Source organism: Bradyrhizobium macuxiense (assembly GCF_007993935.1).
GTDB classification, from domain to species: domain Bacteria; phylum Pseudomonadota; class Alphaproteobacteria; order Rhizobiales; family Xanthobacteraceae; genus Bradyrhizobium; species Bradyrhizobium macuxiense_A.
On sequence record NZ_VITY01000003.1, the window covers coordinates 587,559 to 602,463 of the forward strand.

At 65.7% G+C, this 14,905-nt stretch carries 13 protein-coding genes; 8 read left to right on the top strand and 5 right to left on the bottom strand.

Annotated elements, in window-relative coordinates; all coding sequences use genetic code 11:
* The first annotated feature begins 108 nt into the window (after positions 1-108).
* Positions 109-2,976 (top strand): valine--tRNA ligase, encoded by a 2,868-nt coding sequence (locus tag FBZ93_RS10735; RefSeq protein WP_146985841.1) that lies wholly within the window; start codon positions 109-111, stop codon positions 2,974-2,976.
* Positions 2,977-3,006: 30 nt separating this feature from the next.
* On the opposite strand, the gene FBZ93_RS10740 is transcribed toward FBZ93_RS10735, so the two are convergent.
* Positions 3,007-3,612, bottom strand: coding sequence for a DNA-3-methyladenine glycosylase (locus FBZ93_RS10740; protein WP_146985842.1), 606 nt, complete (start codon positions 3,610-3,612; stop codon positions 3,007-3,009).
* A gap of 132 nt (positions 3,613-3,744) precedes the next feature.
* Between FBZ93_RS10740 and lipA the strand changes: the two genes are divergently transcribed.
* The 3 genes from lipA (at position 3,745) to FBZ93_RS10755 (ending at position 5,812) form a co-directional block, all read left to right on the top strand.
* Positions 3,745-4,704, top strand: a complete 960-nt coding sequence (lipA, locus tag FBZ93_RS10745; protein WP_146985843.1) for a lipoyl synthase — start codon at positions 3,745-3,747, stop codon at positions 4,702-4,704.
* Between the two features lie 101 nt (positions 4,705-4,805).
* Positions 4,806-5,345 carry a DNA topology modulation protein gene (locus FBZ93_RS10750; RefSeq protein ID WP_146985844.1) on the top strand — a complete coding sequence of 180 codons (540 nt, stop codon included), beginning with the start codon at positions 4,806-4,808 and terminating at the stop codon, positions 5,343-5,345.
* Positions 5,345-5,812, top strand: coding sequence for a type II toxin-antitoxin system RatA family toxin (locus tag FBZ93_RS10755; RefSeq protein WP_146985845.1), 468 nt, complete (start codon positions 5,345-5,347; stop codon positions 5,810-5,812). The genes FBZ93_RS10750 and FBZ93_RS10755 overlap by 1 nt, the downstream gene beginning before the upstream one ends.
* An 87-nt stretch (positions 5,813-5,899) precedes the next feature.
* Here the strand turns inward: FBZ93_RS10755 and FBZ93_RS10760 are convergent, their stop codons facing one another.
* From FBZ93_RS10760 to FBZ93_RS10770, 3 genes are all read right to left on the bottom strand, one after another.
* Positions 5,900-6,301 carry a BA14K family protein gene (locus tag FBZ93_RS10760; RefSeq protein ID WP_146985846.1) on the bottom strand — a complete coding sequence of 134 codons (402 nt, stop codon included), beginning with the start codon at positions 6,299-6,301 and terminating at the stop codon, positions 5,900-5,902.
* Between the two features lie 169 nt (positions 6,302-6,470).
* On the bottom strand, positions 6,471-7,070 hold the full coding sequence (locus tag FBZ93_RS10765) for a CinA family protein (RefSeq protein ID WP_146985847.1): 600 nt from the start codon (positions 7,068-7,070) through the stop codon (positions 6,471-6,473).
* A gap of 1 nt (position 7,071) precedes the next feature.
* Complete coding sequence (locus FBZ93_RS10770; protein WP_146985848.1) at positions 7,072-8,268, bottom strand: bifunctional 2-C-methyl-D-erythritol 4-phosphate cytidylyltransferase/2-C-methyl-D-erythritol 2,4-cyclodiphosphate synthase; 1,197 nt, start codon at positions 8,266-8,268, stop codon at positions 7,072-7,074.
* 288 nt (positions 8,269-8,556) lie between these two features.
* On the opposite strand from FBZ93_RS10770, the gene dusB reads away from it, so the two are divergent.
* From dusB to ntrC, 3 genes are read left to right on the top strand one after another with little or no spacing between them, the layout of a single operon-like run.
* On the top strand, positions 8,557-9,558 hold the full coding sequence (gene dusB, locus FBZ93_RS10775; protein ID WP_208763987.1) for a tRNA dihydrouridine synthase DusB: 1,002 nt from the start codon (positions 8,557-8,559) through the stop codon (positions 9,556-9,558).
* On the top strand, positions 9,555-10,730 hold the full coding sequence (locus tag FBZ93_RS10780; RefSeq protein ID WP_146985849.1) for a two-component system sensor histidine kinase NtrB: 1,176 nt from the start codon (positions 9,555-9,557) through the stop codon (positions 10,728-10,730). Before dusB ends, FBZ93_RS10780 begins: the two co-directional genes overlap by 4 nt.
* A gap of 9 nt (positions 10,731-10,739) precedes the next feature.
* Positions 10,740-12,182: a nitrogen regulation protein NR(I) gene (ntrC, locus tag FBZ93_RS10785; RefSeq protein ID WP_050419700.1), complete on the top strand. Its 1,443-nt coding sequence runs from the start codon at positions 10,740-10,742 to the stop codon at positions 12,180-12,182.
* A gap of 135 nt (positions 12,183-12,317) precedes the next feature.
* Here ntrC and FBZ93_RS40565 read toward each other — a convergent pair whose 3' ends face one another.
* The gene (locus FBZ93_RS40565) at positions 12,318-12,563 is read right to left on the bottom strand and encodes a hypothetical protein (RefSeq protein WP_167528967.1); all 246 of its coding nucleotides are present in this window, start codon (positions 12,561-12,563) and stop codon (positions 12,318-12,320) included.
* Between FBZ93_RS40565 and FBZ93_RS10790 the strand changes: the two genes are divergently transcribed.
* Positions 12,451-14,898, top strand: a complete 2,448-nt coding sequence (locus FBZ93_RS10790; RefSeq protein WP_146985850.1) for a sensor histidine kinase NtrY-like — start codon at positions 12,451-12,453, stop codon at positions 14,896-14,898. The two genes, FBZ93_RS40565 and FBZ93_RS10790, sit on opposite strands and share 113 nt — an antisense overlap.
* The last annotated feature ends 7 nt before the right edge of the window (positions 14,899-14,905 follow it).

A 14,905-nucleotide genomic window follows, 5' to 3' on the forward strand; every position in this document is an offset into this window, starting at 1 on the left:
CTGGAGCTTCGGTTCTGATCCAATCAGAACCGAAATTGCGCAAGTCCGGTTGACTTGGTGCGTTCCGGCGGCTTTCTAACCTTTTCCCATGGTCCACAGCGCATTGTCATGATCGAGAAAAACTACCAGCCCGCCGATATCGAGCACCGCATGGCCCGGATCTGGGAGGAGAGCGGTGCGTTCAAGGCCGGCCGGCCCGATCGTAAGGACGCAGCGCCCTTCACCATCGTGATCCCGCCGCCGAACGTGACCGGCTCGCTGCACATGGGCCACGCGCTCAACAACACGCTGCAGGACATCCTGTGCCGGTTCGAGCGGATGCGCGGCCGCGACGTGCTGTGGCAGCCCGGCACCGACCATGCCGGCATTGCCACCCAGATGGTGGTCGAGCGCCAGCTGATGGAACGGCAGGAGCCGGGACGGCGCGACATGGGCCGCGCCAAGTTCCTCGAGCGGGTCTGGCAGTGGAAGGCCGAGAGCGGCGGCACCATCGTCAACCAGCTCAAGCGGCTCGGCGCGTCCTGCGACTGGTCGCGCGAGCGTTTCACCATGGACGAGGGGCTGTCGCGCGCCGTCGTCAAGGTGTTCGTCGAGCTGCATCGCGATGGCCTGATCTACAAGGACAAGCGCCTGGTCAATTGGGACCCGAAGCTGCTCACCGCGATCTCCGATCTCGAGGTGCAGCAGGTCGAGGTCAAAGGCCATCTCTGGTATCTGCGCTACCCGATCGAGGGCCGCAGCTTCAGCCCCGACGATCCGAAGTCGTTTATCGTGGTCGCGACCACGCGCCCCGAGACGATGCTGGGCGACACCGCGGTCGCGGTGCACCCGGACGACGAGCGCTATATCGATCTGGTCGGCCATCACGTCATCCTGCCGTTGGTTGGCCGCAAGATTCCGATCGTCGCCGACGATTATTCCGATCCGGAGAAGGGCTCGGGTGCCGTCAAGGTGACGCCGGCGCATGACTTCAACGACTTCGAGATCGGCAAGCGCCACGGCCTGCCGCAGATCAGCGTGCTCGACCAGGAAGGCTGCCTCAATCTGGTCGACAACGAGGACTATCTGCGCGGCCTGCCTGTTGGCGCCGACGAGTTCGCCGCCGAGTTCGACAAGATCGAGCGGTTCGCCGCGCGAAAGAAGATCGTCGCAAGGCTGGAGGAGTTCGGCTTCCTCGAGCGGATCGAGCCCAACATCCACATGGTGCCGCATGGCGACCGCTCCGGCGTCGTGATCGAGCCGTATTTGACCGACCAGTGGTATGTCGACGCCAAGACGCTGGCGCAGCCGGCGATGGCAGCCGTGCGCTCGGGCGAAACCACGTTCGTGCCGAAGAACTGGGAAAAGACCTATTTCGAGTGGATGGAGAACATCCAGCCCTGGTGCATCTCGCGCCAACTGTGGTGGGGCCATCAGATCCCGGCCTGGTACGGCCCGGACGGCAAGGTGTTCGTCGCCGAGACCGAGGAAGAGGCGGTCGGCAACGCGCTCGGCTATTACGTCGAGCAGGAGGTCATCACGCCGGAGCAGGGCCATGACATGGCCACCGATCCCGCCAAGCGCGAAGGCTTCATCACCCGCGACGAGGACGTGCTCGACACCTGGTTCTCGTCGGCGCTGTGGCCGTTCTCGACGCTGGGCTGGCCGGACGACACGCCGGAGGTCGCGCGCTACTACCCGACCAACACGCTGGTCACAGGCTTCGACATCATCTTCTTCTGGGTCGCCCGCATGATGATGATGGGCCTCCATTTCATGAAGCAGGCGCCGTTCTCGACCGTCTACATCCACCGCCTCGTCCGCGACGAGAAGGGCGCGAAGATGTCGAAGTCGAAGGGCAATGTCATCGATCCGCTCGGCGTGATCGATGAATACGGCGCCGACGCGCTGCGCTTCGCGCTGACCCGCGAGGCGGCGCAGGGCCATGACATCCGCCTGTCGCCGCACCTGGTCGAGACCAACCGCAACTTTGCGACCAAGTTCTGGAACGCCTGCCGCTTCGCCGAGATGAACGAGTGCGTGAAGCCGGACGGTTTCGATCCGAAGGCCGCCAAGGAAACCTTGAACCGCTGGATCGCGCACGAGACCTCGCGCGTCACCCGCGAGGTGACCGAGACGATCGAGGATCATCGCTTCAACGATGCAGCCGGCGCGATCTACCGCTTCGTCTGGAACGTGTTCTGCGACTGGTATCTCGAGCTCGCCAAGCCCGTGCTGATGGGCGAGGAGGGCGCGGCCAAGGCCGAGACCCGCGCCATGATCGCCTGGGCGCGCGACGAGATCCTCAAGCTGCTGCATCCGTTCATGCCCTTCATCACCGAGGAGCTGTGGGCCGTGACCGCAAAGCGCGACGGCCTCCTGGTGCTGGCGTCCTGGCCGCGCAAGTCGGGCGTTACTAGCGAGCAGCTGGCGGCGATCGCGACCGCAGGTCCGGTGGTCGATCCGATCATTCCGCCGGTGATTGCCGCGCTCGACGCGGATGAGTTCAGCGATCCCGCGGCTGAAGCGGAGATTGGCTGGGTGGTCGATCTCGTCACCGCGATGCGGTCCGTGAAGGCGGAGATGAACATCCCGCCGTCGACGCTGACGCCGCTGGTGATCGTGACGACTTCCGACGAGACGCGGGACCGCGCACAGCGCTGGAACGACACCATCAAGCGCCTGGCGCGACTGTCGGAGATCTCGTTCGCGGATACCGCGCCGGAAGGCGCGATGCAGCTGCTCGTGCGCGGTGAAGTCGTCGCACTGCCGCTCAAGGGCGTGATCGATCTCGCGGCCGAGCGGGCGCGGCTAGAGAAGGAGCTCGGCAAGGCCGACGCCGACATCAAGCGGGTCGACGCCAAGCTCTCCAACGAGAAGTTCGTCGCCAACGCGCCGGAAGAGCTCGTCGAGGAAGAGAAGGAAAAGCGCGCCGCAGCAACGGAGCGCCGGACCAAGATCCTCGAGGCGATCGAGCGGTTGAAGAAGGCGTCATAGCGAGCGCCTTGATAGTAGACGCTTTGACGCTCAAAACCGCTTGCTGAGGAATTTCGATCCCTTCAGGCCGTAGCGCCACGGCAGCTCGATGGCCTTGGTGATGCCGATCCGGATCCCGGTGACGATGTCGGGCGTCTCCAGCCGCGCGTGGAGCGCGATCGGCGGCCGGTCGAGCGGCAACTCGCTGTGGGCGATGGTGATGCCCATCGCCTCGCACAGCTTGCCCGGTCCCGAGCACAGCGCACGCTCGTCTTCCAGCCCGCGCCGCCGCCGCATCGCGGCGAGCCCATGGGTCGGCTCGATCGCACGGATCAGGACGGCGCTGGCCGAGCCCGCTTCCTCGCACACGAAGTTGACGCACCAGTGGATGCCGTAGGAGCGGTAGACATAGGAGAACCCCGGCGGGCCGAACATCACCTGGTTGCGCGGGGTCGGGCCATTGAACGAGTGGGCCGCCGGCTCGGTGTGATGGTAGGCCTCGACCTCGGTGATGATGCCGCCGACGCCGCCGACCAGGAAGGTCGCACCGATCAGGTCGGGTGCGACCTCATGGACGCTGCGATCGAAGAAGGCGCGTTTCAGCGCCTTGCCGAGGCGCGGCGCGGTCGCACGGGTCGATCGGGGATTTTGAGCCATTTTGAGGTGGGAATCGGCATGGAACGGACCGCAACACTGCCAATATCTGGGCTGATCTGCTAGGGTCGCAGCGCGGGTTGCGAGCCGCGCCAACACCGATTAGCTATGGTTTCTCGCGACTTGCAGGCACCTATGGTCACCATCGTCGACACCATCTCCACCACTCAGCTCCGCCCGCGTCACCCCGAAAAGGTGAACCGGCCGGACGCCGTGTCGCCGCCGAAGCCGGACTGGATCCGGGTTCGCGCGCCGAACACGCGCGGCTATGCGGATACGCGCCGGATCGTGAAGGAGAACGGCCTCGTCACGGTGTGCGAGGAGGCGGGCTGCCCCAACATCGGTGAGTGCTGGGACAAGAAGCACGCCACCTTCATGATCATGGGCGACACCTGCACGCGCGCGTGTGCGTTCTGCAACGTCAAGACCGGTATGCCCGGCGCGCTCGAGGCGAGCGAGCCGGACTACGTCGCGGAGGCCACCGCCAAGCTCGGGCTCAGCCATGTCGTGGTGACCTCGGTCGATCGCGACGATCTCGCCGACGGCGGCGCCGAGCATTTTGCGCAAGTGATCCGTGCGATCCGCGCGCGCTGCCCGACCACCACGATCGAGATCCTGACGCCGGACTTCCTGCGCAAGGACGGCGCGCTCGAGCGCGTGGTCGCGGCCAAGCCCGACGTCTTCAACCACAATCTGGAAACCGTGCCGTCGCGCTATCTGACCGTCCGTCCCGGCGCCCGCTATTTCCATTCGATCCGGCTGCTGCAGCGGGTCAAGGAGATGGACCCGACCATCTTCACCAAGTCGGGCATCATGGTCGGCCTCGGCGAGGAGCGGCACGAGGTGCTTCAGGTGATGGACGATCTGCGCTCGGCCGAGGTCGATTTCCTGACCATCGGCCAGTATCTGCAACCGACGCGCAAGCATCACGCCGTGATGCGCTACGTGACCCCTGACGAATTCGCGGGCTACGAGCGCGTTGCTTATACCAAGGGTTTTCTGATGGTGTCGGCGAGTCCGCTGACACGCTCGTCGCATCATGCCGGCGAGGATTTTGCGAAACTGCAGGCGGCACGCACAGCACGCGGCCGCTAGATTTTGATGAACAGAGGGAAGCCGGCGCCATCATGCGCCGTTGCCGGATCGAGCCTTGATCGAGCCTCGAGCGAACCTTGACCGAACCTTGGACGGGACCAATGCAGCGCGTTCTGGTGATGGGATCGTCGGGATCCGGCAAGTCGACCTTTGCGCGGCGGCTGTCCGCCCTGACAGGCATCCCGACCGTGTCGATCGACGCGCTGTTCTGGAAACCGGGCTGGGTCGAGTCCGACAAGGACGAATTCACCCGCCGCATGACCGCAGCCGCGCGAAAGCCGCGCTGGATCATGGATGGGAACTACACCAAGAGTGGTGCAGGTGAGTTGCGCAGAGAACTCTCCGATACGATCATCTGGTTCGACCTGCCGCGATCGACCTGCATGCTCGGAATCCTCGGCCGCATTGCCGCGAGCTATGGCCAGGTGCGGCCGGAGATGGCGGAAGGCTGCCCGGAGAAGATCGATCTGGAATTCTTCCGCTACGTCTGGACCTATCGCCGTCAGCAACGGCCGAAGCTGATCGAATATTTCGAGGGATTGCGTGCCGATCAATCGCTGGTCTGCTTTACCAACCGGGGGCAGGCCGAGGATTATCTGAACAACCTCGCACTCCAGCAAAACCGTGCGAGTATCCACTGATGCCACGATTCTCCAGCAAGCGGCGGGTCCGCCACACCGCACCTCAAATGTTCGACCTGGTCGCCGACGTCGAGCGCTATCCGGAATTCGTGCCGCTGTGCCAGGCGCTCAAGATTCGTCAGCGGACACCGAAGGACGACGGCACCGAGGTGGTGGTCGCCGACATGACGGTTTCCTTCAAGCTGGTGCGGGAAACCTTCACCAGCAAGGTGACCCTCGACCGGCCCAACCTGAAGATCCTGGTCGAATATCTGCGCGGCCCGTTCAGCAATCTGGAGAACCGCTGGAGCTTCGAGCCGAAGTCGGAGACCGAATGCGATGTCGGCTTCTTCCTGAACTACGAGTTCAAGAGCCGGGTGCTGGCGATGCTGATGGGCTCGATGTTCGACGCCGCATTCGGGCGGTTTGCCCACGCGTTCGAGAAGCGCGCGGACCAGGTCTACGGCAAGCCGCAGCTCTCGACCTAGAGAAGCCGTCTCGTCTTCCTCCCGAAACGCAAATGCCCGGCACAAGGCCGGGCACGACGGGTGATGCTGTGGGTTCGTTCGCCGCCGTCACGGGCAGGAACGCCGCACGCCGCCGGAGGCGGTGTAGGTGCCGGAAGCCGGGTCGTAGGAGCGGAAACGCTGCGCGCAATAGGCGTCGTTGTTGGCCTTCGCCTGGCTCGCCGCAATCGCGCCGCCGATGATCGCGCCGGCCGCAAGCCCGCCGATGACCGCAGCGCCGTTTCCGCCACCGTGGTGGTGGTGATATCCGCCACGGTAGCCGTACCCACCCCGGTAGCCGTAACGCGGGCCGCCGTGCCAGTGGCGATACTGCACGTGCTCGACGGAGGTAGGCTGGTCCTGCAAGCGGGCGGCCGGCGCGAGCGGCGCGGCAAACGAAGAGGCAATAGTCGACAGCGTCATGGCGCGAGCGGTGACTGCGGCCACGACCAAAGTTCCCAACTTCATCATTTTCTCCTTGTTGTGGGATTTTGCTGTTCGAAGAACCGTTGAAACAGCAGAGTTGGATCAGGAGAAAACGGCGAGGCGACGTCAACGTTCCACCTGAGGTAGGCGGCACTGGGTCGCAGTTGACTCGAAGATATCGCGGGGCGTCGCGTACGACTCGACTTGGGCAGGCCTATCCGCGCGGCGGCCGCCGACGTTTCGCGGCGTGGCTGCGCTGCGAACGGGCCACTCTCGGCCGCAACCGGCTGGCGGCCTCGCGGCGCGGCTTGGCGGCCTGCGGCGGGCGCGCAAGCTCCATCAGCATGCGCAGCGCCTCGACCACCGAACGTTGCCGCACGGTGCTGCGGCCGATCGCGCCGAAGCGCTGCTCGCGATGCAGGATGCGGCCGTCGCGCGCGGCGACGGCAAAATGCACGAGGCCCACCGGCTTGCCCGGGGTCGCACCGCCAGGGCCCGCGATGCCGGTGATCGAGACCGCGAGGTCGACGCCGGCTTTCTCCAGCGCGCCGATCGCCATCGCGGTCGCGGTTTCCTTGCTGACCGCGCCGAACGTCTCCAGCGTCGCCGCCTTGACACCGAGCATCACCCGCTTGGCCTCGTTCGAATAGGTGACGAAGCCGCGGTCGATCACGTCGGACGAGCCGGGGATGTCGGTGAGCGCGCCCGCGACAAGGCCGCCGGTGCAGGATTCGGCGGTCGCGATGGTCAACTTGCGCATCCGGCACAGGTCGAGCAGCGAGCGGGAGAGGGCACGAGCGTCGCTGCCGCCCATGTCAGGCACTCCAGCTCTTGTCGTCCCAGGGCAGACGGATCGTCGCGCTCGCGGTCGCCGCGATGCCTTCCTCGCGGCCGGTGAAGCCGAGCCGCTCGCTGGTGGTGGCCTTGACCGCGACGCGCGAGATGTGGACGCCGGAGATCTCCGCGATCTTCGCCCGCATGGTGTCGCGCAGCGGGCCGATCTTCGGCCGCTCGCAGATCATCGTCACTTCGAGATTGGCGATCCGTCCGCCGCGCGCGGTGACGCGCTCGACGGCATATTTCAGGAACTGGTCGGAGGAGGCGCCCTTCCACTTGGCATCGCTCGGCGGGAAATGCGAGCCGATGTCGCCGTCGGCCAGTGCGCCGAGAATCGCGTCGACCAGCGCATGCAGCCCGACATCGCCGTCGGAATGGGCCAGGAATCCCTTGGTGTGCGGCACGCGCACGCCGCAGATCATGACATGGTCGCCGTCGCCAAACGCATGCACGTCGTAGCCGGTGCCGGTCCTGATGTCGCCGAGCTGGCTTGCGAGCCGCGCTTCCTCGCGCACGAAGTCTTCGGGTGTGGTGAGTTTCATGTTGGCAGCATCGCCTTCAAACGTCGCAACGGTCAATCCCGCCCATTCAGCAAGCGCGGAATCATCGGTGAAATCGCTGCGGCCCTCGCGCGCGGCACGACGATGCGCCTCCAATATTACGTCGAAACGAAACGCCTGTGGCGTCTGCGCGATCCGCAGGCGCGCGCGCTCCGGCGTGGCCTCGACGTCGCCGGCATCGCTGGTGAGCTTGATCGTGTCGGTGACGGGAATCACCGGGATCGCTGCACCGGTCCGGCCAGCCGCGGCGATTGCGCGCGAGATCACGGCCGCGGTGACGAAGGGGCGCGCGGCATCGTGGATCAGGACGATGTCCGGCTTCTCGCCGGCGAGCGCCTCGAGCCCCGCATGGACCGAGGCCTGCCGGGTCGCGCCGCCCGGCGTTGGCGGTTGATGGCGCAGGTCAGCCACCGCTTCATCGAACAGCGCGGCATCGTCAGGATTGACCACCGGCTGCACCGCAAACACGTCCGGATGTCCGGAGAACGCCTCCATGGCGCGGTAGATCACCGTCTGCCCGCCGATCGTCCGGTATTGCTTCGGTCCGCCTGCGCCGGCGCGCAGTCCACGGCCGGCTGCGACAAGGATGGCTGCGGTACGCTCAGGCTTCGGCATTTTGAACCAGTGACAGACGAATCAGGGATGAGGGGAGCGGCGGGGATCGCCCGCCGCGCACAGCCCTTAGCATGACCGCTGCGCAAAAACAGAGCGTTTGCCGCTGACTGTGGGAAAAGCAGATTTTGTTGCAGTGCACTTGCGTCGGTGGTAGAAATGTCTAAACCGTAGGCATGAGCCTTGACTGCACAAGAATTGTGCGCAGAATAAACGATGTCAGCTGCAATGGCGTGGCTGCGAAACGACGAGACGGCTGTGACCGGCGTGCAAAGTACTCCTCGTAACCCATTGAAGATAGGCGATATTGCTGTCGCCAACCGGGTTCTCCTCGCGCCTATGTCCGGCATCACTGACGCGCCCTTCCGGCGACTCGCTGCCACTTTGGGCGCCGGCCTGGTGGTCTCCGAGATGACCGCCAGCGACGATCTGGTGAACGGCAAGCCGATGTCGAAGCTGCGTTGTGAGGCAGCCGGGATCGGGCCGCATGTGGTCCAGCTTGCCGGCTGCGAGACGCACTGGATGGCGGAGGGCGCACGGATCGCCGAGGGCGCCGGCGCCGACATCATCGACATCAACATGGGCTGCCCGGCACGGCACGTCACCGGCGGCCAGTCCGGCTCGGCCCTGATGCGCGACCTCAACCACGCGGTCACGCTGATCGAGGCGACGCTGTCGGCGGTCAAGGTGCCGGTGACGCTGAAGATGCGGCTCGGCTGGGACGATCGCTCGCTCAACGCGCCTGAACTGGCGCGCCGCGCCGAGGCGGCTGGCGTGCAGATGATCACCGTGCATGGCCGCACCCGCTGCCAGTTCTACAAGGGCGAGGCGAACTGGAACGCGGTGCGCCCGGTCAAGGACGCCGTCACCATCCCGGTCGTGGTCAATGGCGACATCACCTCATTCGATAAGGCCGTCGGCGCCCTGGAAATGTCCGGCGCCGACGCCGTCATGATCGGCCGCGGCGCGCAGGGCCAGCCCTGGTTGCCCGGCCAGATCGGCCGCCGCCTCGAGACCGGGATCGCCGAGGCCGCGCCGTCGCTGGCCGAGCAGCTCAAGCATGTTCGCGCGCTCTACGACGAGGTCTGCAGCCACTATGGCCTGCGGATCGGGCTCAAGCATGCGCGCAAGCATCTCGGCTGGGCGCTGGAGACCGCTGCGGCCTACAGCTGCGCGCCGGCGGCGACGTTGAAGACCTGGCGGCAGGCGATCCTGACCTCGGAAGAGCCGTCCAGCGTGCATCGCGCGCTCGAGGACGCCTACGACGATTTTGCCTGGAGTGCTGCCGCATGACGTCAGCCATGGAATTCCGCCGGCCCGTGCCGACCGACGGTGAGGCCATCCTCAATGCGCTGCCAAACCCGGTGCTGCTGGTCGCACCCGACGGCCGGATCGTCGATGCCAACATCGCCGCCGAATCCTTCTTCGAGATCTCGACCCAGTTCCTGCGCCGGCAGTCGCTGAAGGAGCTGGTGCCGTTCGGCAGCCCGCTGCTCGCGCTGATCGAGCAGGTGCGCGCGAGCGGCTCGCCGGTCAACGAGTACAAGGTCGATCTCGGCACGCCGCGGATCGGCGGCGATCGCCAGGTCGATCTGCACGTCGCGCCGCTGACCGAGCGACCCGGCCACATCGTGGTGATGCTGCAGGAGCGCACCATCGCCGACAAGATGGACCGCCAGCTCACCCATCGCAGCGCGGCGCGCTCGGTGATCGCGCTGGCCGCGATGCTTGCGCACGAGATCAAGAACCCGCTGTCGGGCATCCGCGGTGCCGCGCAGCTGCTGGAGCAGCAGGCGTCCTCCGAGGACCGCCTGCTGACGCGGCTGATCTGCGACGAGGCGGACCGCATCGTGACACTGGTCGATCGCATGGAAGTGTTCGGCGACGACCGTCCGGTGGCGCGCGGTCCGGTCAACATCCATTCCGTGCTCGACCACGTGAAGCGGCTCGCGCAGTCCGGCTTTGCCCGCAACGTCCGCTTCATCGAGGACTACGATCCGTCGCTGCCGCCGGTGCTGGCCAACCAGGACCAGCTGATCCAGGTCTTCCTCAACCTCGTGAAGAACGCGGCCGAAGCGGTCGCCGATCTCGGCACCGATGCGGAAATCCACCTCACCACGGCGTTCCGGCCGGGCGTGCGGCTGTCGGTGCCCGGCAAGAAATCGCGGGTTTCGCTGCCGCTGGAATTCTGCGTCAAGGACAATGGCTCGGGCGTGCCGGAAGACCTGCTGCCGAACCTGTTCGATCCCTTCGTCACCACCAAGCAGACCGGCAGCGGGCTCGGCCTCGCGCTGGTCGCCAAGATCATCGGCGATCACGGCGGCATCATCGAATGCGAGTCGCAGCCGCGCAAAACCACTTTCCGCGTGCTGATGCCGATGTACAGCGCCGCCAAGCAACTCGACCAAAGCAACCGCGATGACGTTCCGGGTACGTCCTCGCCTGCCTCTCAGGATGCACGATGAGGAACACCAATGCCTGCAGGTAGCATACTTGTCGCTGACGACGACACAGCCATCCGGACCGTCCTGAACCAGGCGCTGTCGCGCGCCGGCTATGAGGTGCGCCTGACCGGCAACGCCGCAACGTTGTGGCGCTGGGTCAGCCAGGGCGAGGGCGATCTCGTCATCACCGACGTGGTGATGCCGGACGAAAACGCATTCGATCTGTTGCCGCGGATCAAGAAGATGCGGCCGAACCTGCCGGTCATCGTGATGAGCGCGCAGAACACCTTCATGACCGCGATCCGCGCCTCCGAGCGCGGCGCCTATGAATACCTGCCGAAGCCGTTCGACCTGAAGGAGCTGATCACCATCGTCGGCCGCGCGCTGGCCGAGCCGAAGGAACGGGTCTCCAGTCCGGCCGATGACGGCGAGTTCGACTCGATCCCGTTGGTCGGGCGCTCGCCGGCGATGCAGGAAATCTACCGCGTGCTGGCGCGGCTGATGCAGACCGATCTCACCGTGATGATCTCCGGCGAGTCCGGCACCGGCAAAGAGCTCGTCGCCCGTGCGCTGCACGATTACGGCCGCCGCCGCAACGGCCCGTTCGTCGCGGTCAACATGGCGGCGATCCCGCGCGACCTGATCGAATCCGAATTGTTCGGTCACGAGCGCGGCGCGTTCACCGGCGCCAACACCCGCGCCTCCGGCCGCTTCGAGCAGGCCGAGGGTGGCACGCTGTTCCTCGACGAGATCGGCGACATGCCGATGGAGGCGCAGACCCGGCTGCTGCGCGTGCTGCAGCAGGGCGAATACACCACCGTCGGCGGCCGTACCCCGATCAAGACCGACGTCCGCATCGTCGCGGCCTCCAACAAGGACCTGCGCATCCTGATCCAGCAGGGCCTGTTCCGCGAGGACCTGTTCTTCCGCCTCAACGTGGTGCCGCTGCGGCTGCCGCCGCTGCGCGAGCGCATCGAGGATCTGCCCGACCTGATCCGGCACTTCTTTTCGCTAGCCGAGAAGGACGGCCTGCCGCCGAAGAAGCTCGACGCCCAGGCGCTGGAGCGGCTGAAGCAGCACCGCTGGCCGGGCAATGTCCGCGAGCTGGAAAACCTCGCCCGGCGGCTCGCCGCGCTCTATCCGCAGGACGTCATCACGTCCTCGGTGATCGACGGCGAACTGGCGCCGCCCGCGGTCACGTCGGGCAGCACCGCGACGGTCGGCGTCGACAATCTCGGCGGCGCGGTCGAGGCCTATCTGTCCTCGCACTTCTCCGGCTTCCCGAATGGCGTGCCGCCGCCGGGCCTCTATCACCGGATCCTCAAGGAGATCGAGATCCCGCTGTTGACCGCCGCGCTGGCGGCGACCCGCGGCAACCAGATCCGGGCCGCCGACCTGCTCGGATTGAACCGCAATACGCTGCGCAAGAAGATCCGCGACCTCGATATCCAGGTCTACCGGAGCGGCGGATAGGGCGTTTTCGAGCAAGGCGGACGCCGGTTCGCGTGAAGAAAACGCGACGGAACAAAGGACTTGAGCTTCGGTTCTGACTTGATCAGACCCGAAGCTCCAGTGAATCCGGGCTGTGCAGTCACCGTTATTGAGTAGTCACAAATGGTTTTGAGGACACGGCGCCGCGCTGTGGTTTGCGCCGCGGAAATGTCGCAATTCGGCAACATTGTGATATGATTGCATCAGTTCGCAATTCCAGCGGGCGATCGCACTCAGCTCAATTGCCGGTATGACCAGCGCAGACACCACCGCTTCAACGTTACACGCGCCACCGGCCGAGCCCCATGCAGAGGCGCGGGGCTTTCCGCTGCGCCGCTGGCTGGCGCCGTTCGCCGTGGCCATCGCACTGCTGTCCGCGTTCCTGACCTTCGTGGTCCTGACCGGCCTGACCCCGATCGAGCCGACCTCCGAGGTGGTCCGCTCCTTCCTGATGATCAATGCCGCCACGATCCTGCTGCTGGTCGGCATCATCGTCCGGGAAGTCTGGCAAATGGTGCAGGCGAGGCGGCGCGGCCGGGCGGCGGCACGGCTGCACGTCCAGATCGTCGGCCTGTTCTCGGTGATCGCGGTCTTGCCCGCCGTGCTGGTGTCGATCGTCGCCAACGTCACCATCGAGCGCGGCCTCGACCGGCTGTTCTCGGGCCCCACCAAGCAGGTGATCCAGAACTCGCTGACGATCGCCAGCGCCTACATGCAGGAGCACGCCCAGCTCATCAACGGCGACACGCTGGCGATGGCCAACGACCTCGCCCATGCGCGGCCGCTCTACGACCAGGACCGCATGACGTTCCTGCAGCTGATGACGGCCGGCGCCGAGTCGCGCAACCTGCCGGTCGCCGTTCTGATGGACAAGGACGGCAAGATCGTCGCCAGCGCCGAAACCGGCGTTCGCCTGAACTACGAGGCGCCGCCGCCCGACATCCTGAAGGACATCAACGAAACCGAGCCGAAAATCTCGGTCTTCCCAGAAAACTACGTCGCCTCGGTGGTCCGCCTGCGAGCCTATGACGACATGTTCCTGTACGTCGCGCGGCTGCTCGATCCGGCTGTGGTCGCCCAGCTCAAGCAGACCCAGACCAGCGCCGCCGAATATGCCCAGCTCGAGACCCGAAGGCTTGGCATCCAGGTCGCGTTCGCGCTGATGTTCGCGGTGATCGCGCTGACCATCCTGATGGCCTCGGTGCTGATCGGGCTGAATTTCGCCAACGGGCTGGTGTCGCCGATCCGCCAGCTGATGGGCGCGGCGAGCGAGGTCTCGACCGGCAACCTCAACGTCCAGGTGCCGGTCCACAGATCGGCCAGCGACCTCGCGCTGCTCGGTGAAACCTTCAACAAGATGACCCAGGAGCTGCGGACCCAGCGCAACGAGCTGGTCGACGCCAGCGAGACGATCGACAGCCGCCGCCGGTTCATCGAAGCGGTGCTGTCCTCGGCCTCTGCCGGCATTATCGGCGTCGATGCCTCCGGCAGCGTCGGCATCCTCAATCGCTCGGCGGAGAAGCTGATCGGGCACGCCGAGTCGGAAACGCTCGGCCATCCGCTCTCCGACGTGCTGCCCGAGCTCGACGAGATGATGAAGACCGCGCGCGAGGGCACGCAGCGCCTGGTGCAGGGGCAGGTCACGATCCTGCGCGACGGCCACGAGCGCAATCTGTCGGTTCGCGTCTCGGCCGAGCAGACCAGCCAGTCCCGCGACAGCTACATCATCACGCTCGACGACATTACCGAATTGGTCTCCGCGCAGCGCACCTCGGCCTGGGGCGACGTCGCCCGCCGCATCGCGCACGAGATCAAGAACCCACTGACCCCGATCCAGCTTTCCGCCGAGCGCATCCGCCGCAAGTTCGGCAAGACCATCACCGAAGAGAAGGACAAGTCGATCTTCGAGCAGTGCACCGACACCATCGTGCGCCAGGTCGACGACATCAGGCGCATGGTCGACGAGTTTTCGCGCTTTGCGCGGATGCCGAAGCCGGTGATGGAAGGCGAGGACGTCGCCGACGTGGTGCGCCAGGCGGTGTTCCTGATGAAGGTTGCGCATCCCGATCTCGCCATCGAGGCCGACATCAAGCAGTCGCCGCTGCCGGCGCAGTTCGACCGCCGGCTGATCTCGCAGGCGCTGACCAACATCATCAAGAACGCGACCGAGGCGATCGAGCAGGTGCCGCCCGAGGAACTCGGCAAGGGCCGCATCGACGTCGTGGCGCAGCGCGAGAACGACGACATCCTGATCGACGTCGTCGACAACGGCATCGGCCTGCCCAAGGTCGCGCGCGCGCGGCTGCTCGAGCCCTATGTCACGACGCGGGCGAAGGGCACCGGCCTTGGACTTGCGATCGTCGGCCGCGTTCTGGAGGACCATGGCGGCCGCATCGAGCTCAAGGACGCCTCAGATTTCCGCGAGGGCCAGCGCGGCGCCTGGATGCGGCTGCGTTTTTCGGTCACCGGCCAGGCGGCCAAGCCCGAGAACAAGCCCGAGAGCAAGGACCAAAAGCCGGACGTGAAACCGGAAGCAAGCGACCCCGACAGTGAAAAAAATCCGCCGGAAGAGCCGACCAACGGCCCGGCACAGGCGACCAACAATGAACCAAAAATCCAAGAAGCAAATAGCCAAGAGCCAAATGCGCAAGAGCCAAGAAGCCAAGAGCCAAAAATCAAAGCCGCGACGGGCGACTGACAAGGCA